Consider the following 15,312-nt stretch of genomic DNA (forward strand, 5'->3'; position numbering starts at 1 on the left):
GAAAAATAGACAGACTCCTACCAGAGGGCCTGGTAGGAGTCATCAGCTCGTACGAGCGGTTCAGGCGAACTCCATCGCCTTGTTGCGTTGGCACCATTTTATGCGATTGGGGACAACTCGTCAATACGCGATTACGTGATGATCGTTATCGTTGGCGCGGAAATCGTCGGTTGGGTCGTGATCGTGGATGCGACGCTGCCAAAGTTGCCGACTTCAAGCTGGACCGGGATCCCGGCCGTAAGGTCCACCGTGTTCAGAACCAGGCTGGCCGTCGACAACGTCGACAGCGAGGACTGTTGAATCACGCCGTTGATGTATACGTTGAAGTAGTCGCTGCCGGTCAGCTCCGGCAAGTCGGTAACCGCGGCGTCGGCGTCGTCCACGAAGCTGGCGGCCGGGATGGTCGTGTCGGTAGCGCCGATCATGTCCGCCGTCAGGGTGGCGAAGTAACGGGTGACCGTCGGCGTCACCGTCGTTGTAATAACGCCTCCGGAGGAAACCGGGGCTGAAGCCACTGCCGTGAATACGGGTTTTATGACAGGCATGTCTGTTCACCTCCTAATCTTTGATGGCATCGAAAGATTCGATACACAACATCTAATGTTGCGAATGCGTTAATAGCAACGGCGTACCGCCTCCGTTGAACATGGATTTTTAGGGAGTGGCTTCGAGAGATTCGCCCATGCGCTCCCGGCTGGCCGATCATAGGATACGAAAGTAAGGTACTGGGAAATCCAGGTCGGACAGGGGGAAGAAGCGGATGGGGACGGTAAAAGGGATGGGAAAAACGGCGGCACGCGTTCATCAACGCAGATATACGGCAAGCACAGGAACTTCGTGCGTTGGACGGGGACGCCGTCGGCGCGAGAAGAGACGCGTAAGCGCGCGGAAGCAGCTCCGACGAGCGGTGCGGCTGCTGGAGTGCTATCGCCGGGAGCTGCGGCGAGTCGAGCGGTTGGCGCGTGCGGAGGGGCGAATGCCGGACACGCTCGGGGGAGCGGCGTCCTGGGCCGAGCCCCGGGGAGCGGCCGGACCGGCGGGGCCCGGGGGATCGCCAGGCGCGCCGGGAGCGGCCGGACCAGCGGGGGCAGGGGGATCGCCAGGTGCGCCTGGAGCGACCGGACCGGCGGGGTCCGGGGGATCGCCAGGTGCACCGGGAGCGGCCGGACCGGCGGGGCCCGAGGGGCCGCCAGGTGCACCGGGAGCGACCGGACCAGCGGGGCCCGAGGGGCCGCCAGGTGCACCGGGAGCGGCCGGACCGGCGGGGCCCGAGGGGCCGCCAGGTGCACCGGGAGCGACCGGACCAGCGGGGCCCGAGGGGCCGCCAGGCGCGCCTGGAGCGACCGGACCGGCGGGGCCCGAGGGGCCGCTAGGGCCGCCGGGGCCGCCTGTTGGCGACATTCTGGTCACCTCAACTGCGTTCCGTTATTTTTATGCGCCCCCTGCCAATTTGACCGGGACCGTTGTCGTTTCCGCCGCTCAGTTTACGGATGACGAGGGGAACTCGCCTTTGGTCTTTGCCGGGACCGGTGCGGGAGCCTACGCCAATTTGTTTATTAACGGCATGCTGCAGGAAGGCAGACTGTTCACCTTGGAGCCGGCGTCTTTGACGTTGGAGCTGGGTCAGGATATGATATTCGCAGGCACGCCGATTATCCTGGAAAACGTGCAGATTACCGCTCAAGCCGCGATTTGATTCCCGCCTTGAGTCGGACGGGGACGGCGTGAAACGGGAGGCCCTTCGCAGCAAGGCGCGGGGCCGCGTTCCGTTTTATTTTTCCAAATGCAGGAGGAGATCCGGTTGAAAGTGAAGGGCATTAATCATCTCTGTTTTTCCGTATCCGATTTGGATCGCTCCATGGCGTTTTATGAGCAGGTCTTTGGAGCGGTGCCTCTAGTCAAAGGCCGAAAACTGGCCTATTTCGATTTGGACGGGCTGTGGATCGCCCTGAATCAGGAGGAGGTTCCGCGCGACAAGTAGCCCCAAACCTATACGCACATTGCCTTTACGATTGAGGAAGAGGATGTCGAAGCGTTTCTGGACCGGCTCCGGGAATTGGACGTCGAAGTGTTGCCGGGACGCGAAAGAGACCTTCGCGACAAGCCATCGATTTATTTCCTGGACCCCGAAGGCATAGGTTCGAATTCCACACCGGCTCCCTAAAGGACCGTCTGGACTACTATAAGGCGGACAAAAGCCACATGACCTTTTATTGAGGCCGGTAAATTGACGCTGGGGTTTCTGCCGTTTTTACGATAGAATAAGAGATAAACTAAAAATTTTAACAAAGTGGGTCATCATGAAGAAATTTAAAAAATTTTACATCGAAACCACCAGCATCTGTAATTTGGCTTGCAGTTTCTGTCCGCCGACCCATCGCCAGGCGCAGTTTATCCAAGTTGAAGATTTCCGCAAGATCCTGGACGACATTAAGCCGCATACGGATTATATTTATTTTCACGTCAAGGGCGAGCCGCTGCTGCACCCCAAGATGGATCAACTACTCGATATCAGCCATGAAAAAGGGTTCAAAGTGAACATCACGACTAACGGTACGCTGCTGCCCAAAGTGCGTCACAAGCTGCTCGGCAAGCCGGCGCTCCGGCAGATGAATTTCTCGCTGCACAGCTTTGACGGACATGAGGGTTCGACCGACCGGGAGGGCTATCTGCGGAATGTATTGTCCTTTGTCCGTGAGGCGGTTGCCCAGTCCGATCTCATCGTATCGTTCCGCCTGTGGAATTTGACCCGGGACAACGAGACGAATCTGCAACGCATGCGCAACCGGGCGACCCTTGAAATCATCGAACGGGAATTCAATCTCGATTATCGCATTGAGGAGAAGGTCGTTCCCGGCAGCGGCGTTAAACTGGCCGAACGAATTTATTTGAACCAGGATCACGAATTCGAATGGCCGGATTTGCGGGCGCAGGAAGACGACGGAAAAGGGTTCTGCCATGCGCTGCGCAATCAGGCCGGGATTCTCGTCGATGGGACCGTGATCCCGTGTTGTTTGGATGGGGAAGGCGTCATTAACCTGGGCAATGTGTATCAAACGCCTTTTTCGGAAATTGTGGAGGGAGAGCGGGCCAATCGGTTGTACGAAGGCTTCTCCCGACGCGAAGCGGTGGAGGAGTTGTGCCGGAAATGCGGATATCGCAAACGGTTCGGCGGCGGGGCGTAAGGTTTCACGGAAATAAAGAAGGAGCCGCGATCGGCTCCTTCTTTGTTTACCGGGATTAGTTCCAGTTAAGGTGAAATAGTAACGCTATTTGCGAAAAATCCGGACTTCGGCGAAAAATAGAGTGATGAAATCATCCTATTGGTACGAAAAAGGGGGAAATTCTGCTGTGATCTCGTAAATAAGGTGATGAAACATCGCTATCTCGCGCAAAAGTCGCTTAATCTACAAAATAAGATTACTTTATAACGCTATTTTCGCTGAGCTACTTCCAAGTTATCCCCCATGCGGCTAACTGCATGCTCACCAGCTTGCTTTCAGCTTGGCCGGATCGATCTTCGGCACCAGCCCTTCGGCGGCTGCCCGGTCCAGCAGCCCGCGGATCGCCGCGTAACCGTCATCGCCCAAATCGGCCGTATATTGGTTCACGTACAACCCGATATGGGCTTGCGTAACTTCGGGGGACATTTCCTGCGCATGGCTCATGACGTAATCGGCCGAAGCGCCCGGGTGTGCCCAGGCGTATTCCACGGATTCCCGTGTCCATCGGGCAATCGACGCAAGATCCAGCGAACGGCGGGCAATGATGGCGCCAAGGGGAATCGGCAAGCCCGTGTCGGACTCCCACCAGTTCCCCAGGTCCTGGAGCAGGTTTAGACCATAATTTTGATACGTGAAGCGGGCTTCGTGGATCACCAGCCCCGCGTCGAGGTCGCCGCGCTTAACGGCCGGCATGATCTCGTCGAACGGCATGACCGCGATCTCGCCGACGCCGCCGGGAACGTGCTTCGCCGCCCACAGCCGGAAGAGCAAATAGGCGGTGGAACGCTCGCTTGGCACCGCAACGCGGCGGCCCGACAGGTCGGAAGGGGAAGCAGCGCCCGCCGTCAATACCAGCGGCCCGCAGCCGCGGCCCAGCGCTCCGCCGCACGGAAGCAGCGCGTACTCGTCCAGCACCCAAGGCAGGGCAGCGTAGGAAATTTTCAACACCTCCGGTCCGGTGCCGGACGCGGCCCACCCGTTCGTGATATCAATATCTGCATAGGTCACGTCCAGCTCAGGCGCACCGGGGATCAAGCCATGAACCCAGGCATGAAATACAAAAGTATCGTTTGGACAGGGAGAAAAAGCGATGTTCATGATTGCAGCACCTCCGGTAGTTTAGCGCAGGCTTGCTCCAAAGCCTGCAGGGCATCGCCGATTTTCCACAGTTCCCGTTGACGCGGACCAACCGCGTTGGAAATGGCGCGCAGCTCCAGTACGGGAACGCCGAATTGGCGGGCGGCTTCGGCAACGCCGAAGCCTTCCATCGCCTCGGCGCCGGCGCCGGGGTAACGCTCGGCCAGCGAGCGTGCGGTTTCCGCCGTACCTGTGACGGTGGATAACGTCAGGATCGGGCCATGGTGGACCGCATGCCCGGCCTCCCGCAGCGCTGCTGCCCAGCGAGCCGCCAGCTCGTCCGCCACGGCGATCCGGGGCGAGCCGAAGCCGAGCTCGTCCACGGCGGCGAAGCCGTCCGGCGTTTCTGCGCCGAGGTCGGCGGCGATGATTTCGCTCGCGATCACGAGCGAACCTACGCCGGCGACCTCGCTGAAGCCGCCGCCGATCCCGGCGCTAAGGACGAGGCCGTACGCGCCGTCGGCCTCGTGGCGGGCCAGCGCGGCCGCCGTTGCCGCCGCCGCCGCCGCCGGACCGACGCCGGCCAGCCGCACCTCGGCGCGTTCGTAACCGCCGAGTCCACGCAGGACGGCCTGTTGCTCGGCTTCCACTGCCGTCATGATCAAAATTTTGGGATAAGGACGATTACTCATATCTTAGGGAACAACTCCTTGATCGTTGGACAAACTCACTCTTCAAATTATAAAGCTCCGCCCTGGGAAAACCAAGTCGGGTTATGATCCCGGTCAGCCCGCATTGTGGGGGCGGCCAAGCAAAAAGACCCGAGCTCGCGAAGGCGAGCAACGGGTCCAACCAACCGGACGGTCAGGCTCTTTGGTAAGGAACCGGACGCTCTAACGTCGTGCGCAGCGCTGCCGCTGCGTCGTACGGCCAATACGGGTTGCGCAGCAGCTCGCGGCCCAGCAGCACCAGATCCGCCCGCCCGTTGCCGAGGATTTCTTCCGCGTGGGTCGGGTCGCTGATCAAGCCGACGGCCCCGGTGGGAATGTCCGCTTGACGGCGGATTTGTTCGGCCAGATTCACCTGATACCCCGGAAATGCTTGAATTTGTGCCGGAATCAAACCGCCGGAGCTGCAATCGATCAAATCCACGCCTTGCGCCTTCATGCGGCGGGCATAATCGATATATTGCTCCAAAGAGTTGCCCTCCGGATCATATTCGTTCGCAGAAATCCGTACGAACAGCGGGCCGGTCCAAACCGAATTCACCGCCTCGATGACTTCGCCCAGCAGCCGGTAACGGCCGTCGGCGGTTCCGCCGTATTCGTCCTCCCGCTGGTTGGTCAGCGGCGACAGGAATTCGTTCAGCAAATAGCCGTGCGCCCCATGGATTTCAATGACGTCGAAACCGGCCTCTTTAGCGCGGCGCGCTCCGTCGCGGAAGCCTTCGACAATCCGCCGGATCTCCTCGGTGTCGGCGGCTTTCGGCGTTTTTTTCTCCGGGAACGGGATGGCCGACGGGGCGATAATCGTCTCCTCGAGCTCCGCTTTCCGGCCGGCATGGGCCAGCTGGATGCCGATTTTGGCCCCGCTTCGGTGCACAAGGTCGACGAGCTCCTTCAGCCCGGCCACGTGCTCGTCGCTCCAGATGCCAAGATCCTTGTAACTGATCCGGCCTTCCGGTACGACGGCCGTCGCTTCGAGGATGATCAGGCCGACGCCGCCGACGGCGCGGGAGGCGTAGTGGACCCGGTGCCAGTCGTCGATTTTTCCGTCCCGGTTAGGGGAAGAATATTGGCACATCGGCGACATGACGATCCGGTTATTCAGCGTAACCTGTTTGATCGTATACGGGGTAAATAGTTGAGCGCTCAACTCGATCACTCCTTATCTTTTTTGAATAAACTAAAGCCAATATCCATGTTAATCAATCGGATTAAAACTTACAAGTACGCGCAAATTTGTTGTAGTAAGCTCTTCTTGACCCCATGCCGGGAATCGGGTAAGATAGCTATCGAATCGTTGCCTAGGGTTCCGCGGCGGATGAAACTGCCGGACTGGTCCGAGAGGGAACGCGCGGACGCGAACGTGCCGTGGACACGGAGGGACAAAAGCCCGGGAGATATCGCTTTTTGATATCTTTCGGGCTTTATTTTTTCATAAAGGAGTGGGTCGTGCAACATGAAACGCGATTGGGGGTTGGTCGGCATTGCCGGCTTATTTGAAATCGGATGGGTGATCGGACTGAAACATGCCGGGGATGCGCTAAGCTGGGGCGCTACGGCAATCTGCGTCGTACTGAGCATGTATTTGCTTATTTTGTCGGGACGCCGGCTTCCGATCGGCACGGTTTATGCCGTGTTCACGGGGATTGGTACGGCGGGTACGGTGATCGCGGAGATGCTGGTATTCGGGGAACCGTTCCGATGGGCCAAGCTGTTGTTCATTATGCTGCTGCTTTTCGGCGTAATCGGCTTGAAATTGGTAACCGACGGCGAAACGCAGCGGGAAGGGGAGGCCTAACCAATGGATTGGATATTTCTGATTGTTGCCGGATTTGGCGAGGTGCTGGGCGTGATCGGGATCAATAAAATCAATACCCGAAAGAGCTTATACGCCTACGCCTGGATGGCCGGCGGGTTTCTGCTCAGCTTCTTGTTTCTGACCTTGGCGATGCGAACCATCTCCATGGGGACGGCTTATGCGGTATGGACGGGGATCGGCACGGCGGGAAGCGCCGTTGCGGGGATGCTGCTATACGGGGAGTCCCGCGAGTGGCGCCGATTGCTATTTATCGCCTTTATATTAGGAGCCGCTATGGGACTCAAGCTGATTAGCGAGTAAGCCAAAAATCTCCGGGGGGCGGTTGGATTTTCGTCCGATGGGACACATTAAGAGGGGTTCCATCCCCTAAAATCCAGGTAGAAACGGAGCGAACAGATCGAAATGAGCGATTTTTGGAACGCGGTCAAAACAAGAAGAAGCATTTACGCGATAGGCAAAGACATCGGCATCTCCGAAGACCGAATCGAGGAAATTGTGAAAAACGCGGTGCTTTACTCGCCATCTTCGTTTAACTCGCAAAGCGCTAGGGTCGTCGTTTTGTTCAATGAGCAGCATGATCGGCTATGGGATCTCACGAAAGAGACATTGCGTAAAGTCGTTCCGGCGGACAGCTTTGGTCCGACGGAAGAGAAAATGGCTTCCTTCCGCAGCGGCCGCGGCACCGTACTGTTCTACGAGGACCAGACGGTAATTGAAGGGCTGCAGAAGCAATTCGCGTTATACGCCGACAACTTCCCGGTTTGGGCGCAGCAATCCAACGGCATGTTGCAGTATGTGGTTTGGACGGCCCTATCGGATGAGGGCGTGGGGGCTTCCCTGCAGCACTATAACCCGTTAATTGACGATGAGGTGCGCAAGGAATGGGGCGTCCCGGAAGCCTGGAAGCTGATCGCGCAACTGCCCTTTGGCCATATCGGCGCTCCGGCGGGCGATAAGGAGTTTGCGCCGATCGACAGTCGAATGAAAGTATTTAGATAGAAAAAAAGCGTTTGGCCCAAAGCCAGACGCTTTTTTTTGGGGGTTATCCCGCGGAGGGGGATGAAGTTAGCCAGATGTCCTTGAAATCCATCCAACCGAGATTGTTGATCGCCAGTCCACGAATCGAAGGGTGGACGTACGTGTTCAACAACCCGTGCACAAGAAACGTGACCTGCGCCTCCTCCTGCAGCCGGTATTCGATTTGCTGCAGCAACGCCCGGCGTTTCTCCGGCAGGTTCGTCGCAAAAACCTCGTCCACAATCCCGAACACCCAGCGGCTCAATCCGGGCGGCATATGCAGCCGGATGAAGCTGTCTTCCTGCAAATAACTTTCCAGCTCGCACACTTCGTCCTCGGCGAATACGAGGCACATCAGGATGGCATCGGATTCCCGCGCGGCCGATTTCGCCATCTCGGCTTTACTGTGGTACACAACTTCAACCGGAATGCCGATGACAGCGCATTGCGAGCTGATCCACTCCGCTTCCTCGCGTTCGAGATAATGGGCTGCCAGGCGGATCGGCTCCCCGGTATACCCCGATTCCTCCAGCAACTGCCGGGCCGCGGCCGGATCATGCCGGTGAATGCCCAGCGCCGTATCTTCGGTAGGTTGAAAACTGCGGGCCGGATACCCCGGTTTGCCCGTGGCCCGGATCATGCCGGGACGGTCGATCGCCAGATTGACCGCCTGCCGGAAAGCAAGCGTCTGTTGCGGGCCAAGCCGGTTCCGATTCCAGGAGATCATCGAACAGCCCCGGTTTAACGTTTCGATTCGTTTCCAGTCGTCTCCGGCCCGGGCGGGAACACGCGAATCGTTAACGATCAGCTGCTCCCACTTCAGCTTCGAGGAATTCGGGATATCCTCGGGCAGAAAAACGAGAGTTACGCCGTCCAAATAAGGTCGACCGAGAAAATACCCCGCATGCACCTCCAGTTCCATCCGGTTCGCGCTCCAATGCGTTAGACGAAATGGACCGGTGCCGCTCGGAAACCGCCAAAACTCCGCTTCGTCCTTGCCGAGCAAATCGAAGGGAAGAACGGAAGCGCAAGAGGAGCAGAGCAGACGGGGAAGCAGCCAATTCGGTTTAACCAGGGTAAACACGACGGTTCGCGGGTCCAGCGCTTCGATCCGCTGCACGGTCGATAGGAGCCAGCTGTTGTTCGAATTCTCCCGCAGCCGGGAAAAGGTGAAAACAACGTCCTCGGCGGCGAGCTCTTTTCCATGATGGAACCGGACGCCTTTGCGCAAATGGAACGTCCACACCGTTCCGGCTTCGTCATGCTCCCAGTTGTGGGCGATCATGCCGGTCACTTGGCCCTTCGCCTGGTCGTATTGTACCAGACGGTCGAAGATTTGTCGCACGAGATGGGAATCGAAGCCGTAGAACAGATTGGCCGGATCGAGCGTAAGCGGGGCTTTGTACACCGGCAACCGGAAGATATCGCGGCAGCTTTGGCCGGCGGCGACCTGTTTGTCCGCCCCGAACTGATCGTTCAACCATTGAATGAACCGCTCCCGGGCATTTTTGTCTTCCTCGTGCTGGTGCAGGAATTCGAACGCCGAGCGGTATTCCCCTTTTTCCGCCAGCTTTTGGGCCAGTTCGATCATGAAATTTTCCCGGTTCGCCCGAAACACCATACGGGAACGATGTCCGCGCCCTCTGCCCGGCGACCACTCGATCAGGCCTTCCTCCTGCAGCTTGCGGATAATGAGCTTCACGTTCCGCTCCGTACAGTGAAACAACTTCGTTAAATCCTCCAGCGCCACCTCCACTTCGCGGGGTTCCGCCGAATCGCCGCCCAACCCGGAATAATGATCAAGCAACGCCATATAACGCTCTGCGGTCAACACTACGACACACCTCCAAATAACCCTCCGCTTATCGCCTGCACGCAACAAAAGGGGAAATGACTTTGGAATAGTATACTCTTTTTCTTCCTGTTTTTGAAGCGGATAATGGAAACATCCAAAGGGCTGGCGTTGCCGCCCGTAGGCCAGGAGGTTGTTGTCCAATGAATTATGTCGAGCTTTACCAAAGGGAAAGAGAGATCCGGCAGTTTCATCGTTCGCGGAAAACAACCGGCCAGTCCGGTTGTCTTCAGGGGATGATTGTTCCCGGGCGTCTCCGTAAAGACCGCAAGGGAGCGGTTGGTTTTGGCAAGGTGCTGCGCTCGTTTTTTCAAATGTTCCATTAATTCCAAACCGTCAAAAAGCCTGCATCGCGCGATGCAGGCTTCTCTTTCTTCAGGAGGAACGGCCGGCGAGGGCTTCCTTGAAATGCTCGGTTAGCAAAGGGACAACTTCGAATAGATCCCCGACGATCCCGTAGTCGGCTACCTTGAAGATCGGCGCTTCGGGGTCTTTGTTGATCGCGATGATGATTCGCGACTGGCTCATGCCGGCCAGGTGTTGGATCGCGCCGCTGATGCCGCAGGCGATGTACACCTCCGGCGTGACGACTTTGCCCGTCTGGCCGATCTGCAGCGCATAGTCGCAGTAACCGGCGTCGCAGGCGCCGCGCGAAGCCCCGACAGCCCCGCCGAGACAGTCCGCCAGCTCCTCCAGCACCTTAAAGCCGTCGGTGCTTTTGACGCCGCGGCCGCCGGATACGACGATCTTGGCTTCCGCGAGATCGACCTTGCCGGACACTTTGCGCACCACGTCCTTAAGAATCGTATGCAGCGTTGCAGGCGGGGAGAACTCCAGCGGAACGAGCGCGCCCGCCGCGGCCGCCGGGGTTGCCGGGGGAAGGTTGTTGGGACGAAGGGTTACGACTCCGGTGCCGTCCGCCAGGCGTTTTTGCTCGAACGCTTTGCCGGCATAGATCGGGCGCGTGAAAGTAATACCGTCGCCGTCCTTGGCGATGGCGGTAACGTCGGAGATTTGCCCGCAGGCGAGTCGAGCGGCTAACTGGGGAGCGAGATCGCGGCCGATCGCCGTATGACCGGTCAAGATCAGTTGCGGTTCGTCCCGCAGCGCGGCTAGGGCTTGCATCACCGCTTCAAGCGCCAGTTCCGGCCGGTAGGCATGGAGCTCGGCATGATCCAGCACCAGCACCTCGCCGTCGACATGACGGGCCAGTTCGGCAGCGGTCTCATCCAATTGGTGACCGAGCAGCACTGCCGTGAGGCGATCGCTTTCCTCCCGCAGCAGGTTGGCGGCGTGAAGCGCTTCCAAAGAAACCTGGCGAAGCTTCCCATCCTTCGTTTCGACGATCACCACGTACGTTTTGCTCATGATTAACGCCTCCTTATGATTTAAATGACCTTGGCTTCGGAGCGCAGCAGCCGAACCAACTCCGCCGCCTGCTCGGCGGGCGAGCCGGCCAGCAGCTTGCCGGCTTGGCGCGCCGGAGGCAGGGAGAGGCCCAGACGCTGCGTTTTCGGGGCGATCTCGCTTTCGCTGAGTCCGAGATCGGTCAGCGACAACTCGCGGAACGGTTTCTTCTTGGCTTTCATGATCCCGGGGAGCGAAGGATAACGCGGTTCGTTCAAGCCTTGCTGCGCCGTGAATACGGCGGGCAGCGCCACCTCCAGCGTTTCGGCGTCGCCCTCGGCATCCCGCACGACAGTTGCCCGGTCCCCGTTCACGGTGAGCTCGGTAATCGACGAGACGTGGGGGAGAGCCAGCAGCTTGGCGACGCGCACGGCAACTTGCCCGGCTCCGTTATCCACCGAGAAGTTGCCGCCTAGAATGAGGTCATAGCTCAGCGTTTGCAGGAAAGCGGCGAGCAGGCGGGAGATGCCGTATTCGTCCGTATCGACCGCCTCCGTGGCGATTCGCACGGCCTCGTCGGCGCCCATCGCCAGCGCGGTGCGCAGCGCCTCCGCCGTTCTTTCCGGCCCCGCCGACACGACCGTCACCGTGCCGCCATGAGCTTCTTTCAGGCGCAGCGCTTCCTCCACCGCGTATTCGTCGTAAGGATTGATCACGAACTTGACGCCATCCTCACTCACTTTTCCATCGGTTATGACGATTTTTTCCTCCGTGTCGAAGGTTTGTTTCAGGATGACAACCACATGCATACTAGCCAACTCCTTTCGAGGGTAAAGGTAGAATGGGGCATGACAAAATGAGCGCGTCTGATCCTTGGCGTAGGCGCTAACGCTTACCAGCGGGCTTATTTGGGCCAAAAGCAGGACTTGTCATATCTAACGCTTGCCAGTCACGCTATTGGATCGGATGCAGCGATTTTCCGCATGAAAACTCCAAATTAAGCTGTCTGACAAGCGTTACACGGCGTACGTCCGGTTTCTGAGGCGGTTAGCGATTGACATAAGCGTTAGAACTCATACATGCGAAATAGAGAGGAGCTACTTCTTGACCGCGCGCAGAAAAAAATCGACGGTGTTCTCCACTTGGCCGGAGAGGGAATACTTCATGCCGGAAATGAGCCAGGAGGTGACGACCTCGTCCAGCGCGCCGAAAATCAACTGCCGGGAGAGCTTCGGATCCAGGTTGGAACGGAACGATCCTTCCTCGATCCCTCTCTTCAAGATATGCTCAATCAGCGTGATATAGGGCTTCACGGCGAGGCCGATGGCCTTGCGCAGTTCGAGGGAGCTTTGCCGCAGCTCGATTTGCGTGACGTACGCAAAATTGACGTTCTGCTCCAGATGGGTGAAATGGATTTCGCACACCTTGCGCAGCGCTTCTTCGGCCGTATTCGTCTCGCGGATGCTTTGATGGAACAGTTCGACGAGCTTGCCCAGCCGGTCTTGGAAGAGAGAGATCAGGATATCTTCTTTATTTTTGAAATATAAATAAATCGTACCGTCCGCGACGCCGGCCTCTTTGGCGATTTTAGACACCTGGGAGCCGTGAAATCCGTTCTCCGCAATGACTTTTTCCGCCCCATCCAAAATCATTTCAAATTTTTCCTGTTTCCTACTTGTCATCGGGCCACCTCAATGCTAAAATTTAAAACACCTGAATGAACCGTCATTCATTTTCTTAATCTTAGGGGAACCACGCACCGGTTGTCAAGGCTGAATCCTTAAGATTTCAATTAAAAACCAACATGCAAGCGCTTACTCGGATTGTCCTACTTAAAAAGGCCACACTCAATCACTGCACTTAATCGCAACTCTCAATCACTACTACTCTCAATCGCAACACTCAATCGCAACATTAGTCCTCCACAAATGGAACCATTCGACCTCAACGCTTGATCACAATTTTTAGGAAACATCGCCATCCGAAGGAACCATTTTCGTCCGCAATCCACTTGTCACGAAAGGAAATTTCCCATAAGGAGGGAGGTCTGAATCATGGTCACGTTTTGGCTAACGCTGAACGCTTTGCTGTTTGCGGTCGTCACGGGATACGCCGTGTTTGCGTTCTATCAGGCCGTATTCCGCCGGTTTCTTTATCTGCGGCTCGGCCGGCCGATCGATTTTCGCGCAAGGCGCGGAGGAGCCCAAGGCGAATTCTGGTCGCAGGTGTTCGGGCAGAAGAAGCTGCTCAAAGACCGCAAAAGCGGCATCATGCATGTCGTCGTGTTCTACGGATTTATCGTGCTGCAATTCGGGGCGATCGATTTGATCGTCAAAGGGCTGTCGCGCGGCGGACATCTGCCTTTGCCGGCCTACGAGCTGTTCGGATGGTTCCAGGAGTTTACCGCACTGGCAATCCTCCTCGCGATGGGGTACGCGGCATACCGCCGTTATATCGAGAAGCTGCCGCGCTTGAAGAAGGGCTGGAAACCCGGCATCGTCGTGATCTTCATTTACTCGTTAATGGTTTCGGTCCTGTTGTCGCTAGCCTTCGAACGCGTCTGGATGGGGCTTGAGTTCTCTTGGTACGCTCCGGTTTCGTCGGCCATCGCCGCCGCATTCGCCGGGCTGCCTTCCGTCGCTGCGGAAGCTGTCTTTTACGTGTTCTGGTGGCTGCACTTGTTGATTCTGCTCGCTTTTCTCGTCTATGTCCCCCAGTCGAAGCACTTCCATCTCATCACCGCGCCGATCAACATCTGGCTGCGCCGCCGGGAACCGCATGGCCGGCTGCAGAGCCTGAACCTCGAGGATGAAGAGGCGGAAAGCTTCGGCGTGGGCAACGTCGAGGACTTCACGCAAAAGCAAATGCTCGACTTCTACGCTTGCGTAGAGTGCGGGCGCTGCACCAGCGTCTGCCCGGCGGCGAGCACCGGCAAAACGCTGTCGCCGATGCATCTGATCACGAAGCTGCGTGATCATCTTACCGAAAAAGGCGCTGCGGTCACCGGCAAATCGCCGTGGGTGCCGGCGAATGTGTTCGGCTCCGCCGGCGTCCATGCGGTGGCGGCCGGTGCAGGGCACGCCGCACCAGCCTGGGACAGCGCTGCGGGCATCACCGACATCCGCCCGACGCTCGATTGGCAGAAGGCGGCCTGGCAGCCGGCCGCCCAGGGCAAAGCCGCAACCGAGCTTGAGCTGATCGGCGACGTCATGACCGAAGAGGAAATCTGGGCCTGCACGACGTGCCGCAACTGCGAGGATCAGTGCCCGGTCGGCAACGAACACGTCGACAAGATCGTTGACCTGCGCCGCCATCTGGTGCTGATGCAGGGCAGCGTGCCGGCGGAAGGGCAGCGCGCGATGCAGAACATCGAGCGCCAAAGCAATCCCTGGGGCATCAGCCGCAACGACCGCGCCGCCTGGACCGGCGAGCTTGCGGGCATCCCCGTGCCGACGGTCAAGGAGAATCCGGCCTTCGAAATTTTGTTCTTCGTCGGATCAATGGGCTCCTACGATTTGCGCAGCCGCAAAATCACGCGGGCGTTCGTCCGGCTCTTAAACGAAGCGGGCGTCAATTTCGCCATCCTTGGCAATGAGGAGCGCAACTCCGGCGATACGCCGCGCCGGATGGGCAACGAGCTCTTGTTCCAGCAGCTGTGCCAGGAGAACATCGCGACGTTCCAAAGGTACGGGGTGCGCAAAATCGTCACCGCTTGCCCGCACACGTTTAATACGCTGAAAAACGAATATCCCGAATTCGGTTTGGAGGGGGTGGAAGTGCTGCACCATACGCAGCTGCTCGAGCAACTGATCCGCGAAGGCCGGCTGAAGCCGGCCCACCGGGTGAGCGAACGGATTACCTATCACGATTCTTGTTATCTCGGGCGGTATAACGGCGTATATGACGCACCTCGCGAGGTGCTGCGGGCCGTGCCCGGCGTGGAGCTGGTCGAGATGGACCGGTCGCGGGAGAACGGGATGTGCTGCGGCGCCGGCGGCGGGCTGATGTGGATGGAGGAAACCGCCGGCAAACGGATCAACCTGGCCCGCACCGAACAAGCGCTGGAGGTCCGCCCCAGCATGATCAGCAGCGCGTGTCCTTACTGCCTGACGATGCTGGAGGACGGCACGAAACTCAAGGAAGTGGAAGGCCAGGTGAAGGCGCGGGATATTGCCGAAATTCTGGAGCTGTCCGTATTTGGCGAGCAGGCGGCCGATTTGGTTCCCGTGTTGTCTCAATGAAATATTCAAT

15 protein-coding genes, 1 pseudogene and 2 riboswitches are annotated in these 15,312 nt (G+C 58.2%); of the genes and pseudogenes, 8 read left to right on the plus strand and 8 right to left on the minus strand.

All coding sequences use genetic code 11. The features are described from left to right. Window positions 1-26: 26 nt before the first annotated feature. Window positions 27-88, minus strand: a riboswitch (Fluoride riboswitch). 43 nt (window positions 89-131) lie between these two features. After that, window positions 132-545: a DUF4183 domain-containing protein gene (locus ACZF99_RS11815; RefSeq protein ID WP_483611985.1), complete on the minus strand. Its 414-nt coding sequence runs from the start codon at window positions 543-545 to the stop codon at window positions 132-134. Between the two features lie 215 nt (window positions 546-760). Between ACZF99_RS11815 and ACZF99_RS11820 the strand changes: the two genes are divergently transcribed. The 3 genes and pseudogenes from ACZF99_RS11820 to ACZF99_RS11830 all read left to right on the plus strand — a co-directional run bounded on the left by ACZF99_RS11820 (window position 761) and on the right by ACZF99_RS11830 (window position 3,185). Further along, window positions 761-1,696, plus strand: coding sequence for a DUF4183 domain-containing protein (locus ACZF99_RS11820; protein ID WP_483611987.1), 936 nt, complete (start codon window positions 761-763; stop codon window positions 1,694-1,696). A gap of 87 nt (window positions 1,697-1,783) precedes the next feature. Continuing rightward, window positions 1,784-2,217 (plus strand): annotated as a pseudogene (gene fosB, locus ACZF99_RS11825) (metallothiol transferase FosB). An 83-nt stretch (window positions 2,218-2,300) separates the two neighbouring features. Next, window positions 2,301-3,185, plus strand: a complete 885-nt coding sequence (locus ACZF99_RS11830) for a radical SAM/SPASM domain-containing protein (RefSeq protein ID WP_483611989.1) — start codon at window positions 2,301-2,303, stop codon at window positions 3,183-3,185. 300 nt (window positions 3,186-3,485) lie between these two features. Here ACZF99_RS11830 and ACZF99_RS11835 read toward each other — a convergent pair whose 3' ends face one another. The 3 genes from ACZF99_RS11835 to namA all read right to left on the minus strand — a co-directional run bounded on the left by ACZF99_RS11835 (window position 3,486) and on the right by namA (window position 6,176). Continuing rightward, window positions 3,486-4,322 carry a 1,4-dihydroxy-6-naphtoate synthase gene (locus ACZF99_RS11835; protein ID WP_483611991.1) on the minus strand — a complete coding sequence of 279 codons (837 nt, stop codon included), beginning with the start codon at window positions 4,320-4,322 and terminating at the stop codon, window positions 3,486-3,488. Further along, window positions 4,319-4,993: a futalosine hydrolase gene (locus ACZF99_RS11840; RefSeq protein WP_483611992.1), complete on the minus strand. Its 675-nt coding sequence runs from the start codon at window positions 4,991-4,993 to the stop codon at window positions 4,319-4,321. Before ACZF99_RS11840 ends, ACZF99_RS11835 begins: the two co-directional genes overlap by 4 nt. Window positions 4,994-5,165: 172 nt before the next feature. Then, window positions 5,166-6,176: an NADPH dehydrogenase NamA gene (gene namA / locus ACZF99_RS11845; protein ID WP_483611994.1), complete on the minus strand. Its 1,011-nt coding sequence runs from the start codon at window positions 6,174-6,176 to the stop codon at window positions 5,166-5,168. A 140-nt stretch (window positions 6,177-6,316) separates the two neighbouring features. Next, window positions 6,317-6,425, plus strand: a riboswitch (guanidine-I (ykkC/yxkD leader). A gap of 57 nt (window positions 6,426-6,482) precedes the next feature. Here namA and ACZF99_RS11850 point away from each other — a divergent pair. The 3 genes from ACZF99_RS11850 to ACZF99_RS11860 all read left to right on the plus strand — a co-directional run bounded on the left by ACZF99_RS11850 (window position 6,483) and on the right by ACZF99_RS11860 (window position 7,844). After that, complete coding sequence (locus ACZF99_RS11850) at window positions 6,483-6,824, plus strand: DMT family transporter (RefSeq protein ID WP_483611996.1); 342 nt, start codon at window positions 6,483-6,485, stop codon at window positions 6,822-6,824. A gap of 3 nt (window positions 6,825-6,827) precedes the next feature. Continuing rightward, window positions 6,828-7,145 carry a DMT family transporter gene (locus ACZF99_RS11855; protein ID WP_483611998.1) on the plus strand — a complete coding sequence of 106 codons (318 nt, stop codon included), beginning with the start codon at window positions 6,828-6,830 and terminating at the stop codon, window positions 7,143-7,145. 102 nt (window positions 7,146-7,247) lie between these two features. Continuing rightward, on the plus strand, window positions 7,248-7,844 hold the full coding sequence (locus tag ACZF99_RS11860) for a nitroreductase family protein (protein WP_483612000.1): 597 nt from the start codon (window positions 7,248-7,250) through the stop codon (window positions 7,842-7,844). Between the two features lie 43 nt (window positions 7,845-7,887). Here ACZF99_RS11860 and ACZF99_RS11865 read toward each other — a convergent pair whose 3' ends face one another. After that, on the minus strand, window positions 7,888-9,696 hold the full coding sequence (locus tag ACZF99_RS11865; protein WP_483612001.1) for an ABC transporter substrate-binding protein: 1,809 nt from the start codon (window positions 9,694-9,696) through the stop codon (window positions 7,888-7,890). A 161-nt stretch (window positions 9,697-9,857) separates the two neighbouring features. Here ACZF99_RS11865 and ACZF99_RS11870 point away from each other — a divergent pair, with 161 nt between their 5' ends. After that, window positions 9,858-10,040 (plus strand): hypothetical protein, encoded by a 183-nt coding sequence (locus ACZF99_RS11870; RefSeq protein ID WP_483612003.1) that lies wholly within the window; start codon window positions 9,858-9,860, stop codon window positions 10,038-10,040. Between the two features lie 49 nt (window positions 10,041-10,089). On the opposite strand, the gene ACZF99_RS11875 is transcribed toward ACZF99_RS11870, so the two are convergent. From ACZF99_RS11875 to ACZF99_RS11885, 3 genes are all read right to left on the minus strand, one after another. Further along, the gene (locus ACZF99_RS11875; protein ID WP_483612005.1) at window positions 10,090-11,082 is read right to left on the minus strand and encodes an electron transfer flavoprotein subunit alpha/FixB family protein; all 993 of its coding nucleotides are present in this window, start codon (window positions 11,080-11,082) and stop codon (window positions 10,090-10,092) included. A gap of 20 nt (window positions 11,083-11,102) precedes the next feature. Continuing rightward, complete coding sequence (locus tag ACZF99_RS11880; protein WP_483612007.1) at window positions 11,103-11,870, minus strand: electron transfer flavoprotein subunit beta/FixA family protein; 768 nt, start codon at window positions 11,868-11,870, stop codon at window positions 11,103-11,105. Window positions 11,871-12,158: 288 nt separating this feature from the next. Continuing rightward, window positions 12,159-12,743, minus strand: coding sequence for a TetR/AcrR family transcriptional regulator (locus ACZF99_RS11885; protein ID WP_483612009.1), 585 nt, complete (start codon window positions 12,741-12,743; stop codon window positions 12,159-12,161). A gap of 372 nt (window positions 12,744-13,115) precedes the next feature. On the opposite strand from ACZF99_RS11885, the gene ACZF99_RS11890 reads away from it, so the two are divergent. Next, entirely contained in the window at window positions 13,116-15,302 is a 2,187-nt protein-coding gene (locus ACZF99_RS11890; protein ID WP_483612011.1) for a (Fe-S)-binding protein, read from the plus strand. Window positions 15,303-15,312 lie beyond the last annotated feature (10 nt).

Source organism: Paenibacillus sp. JL3B1040, assembly GCF_057063165.1.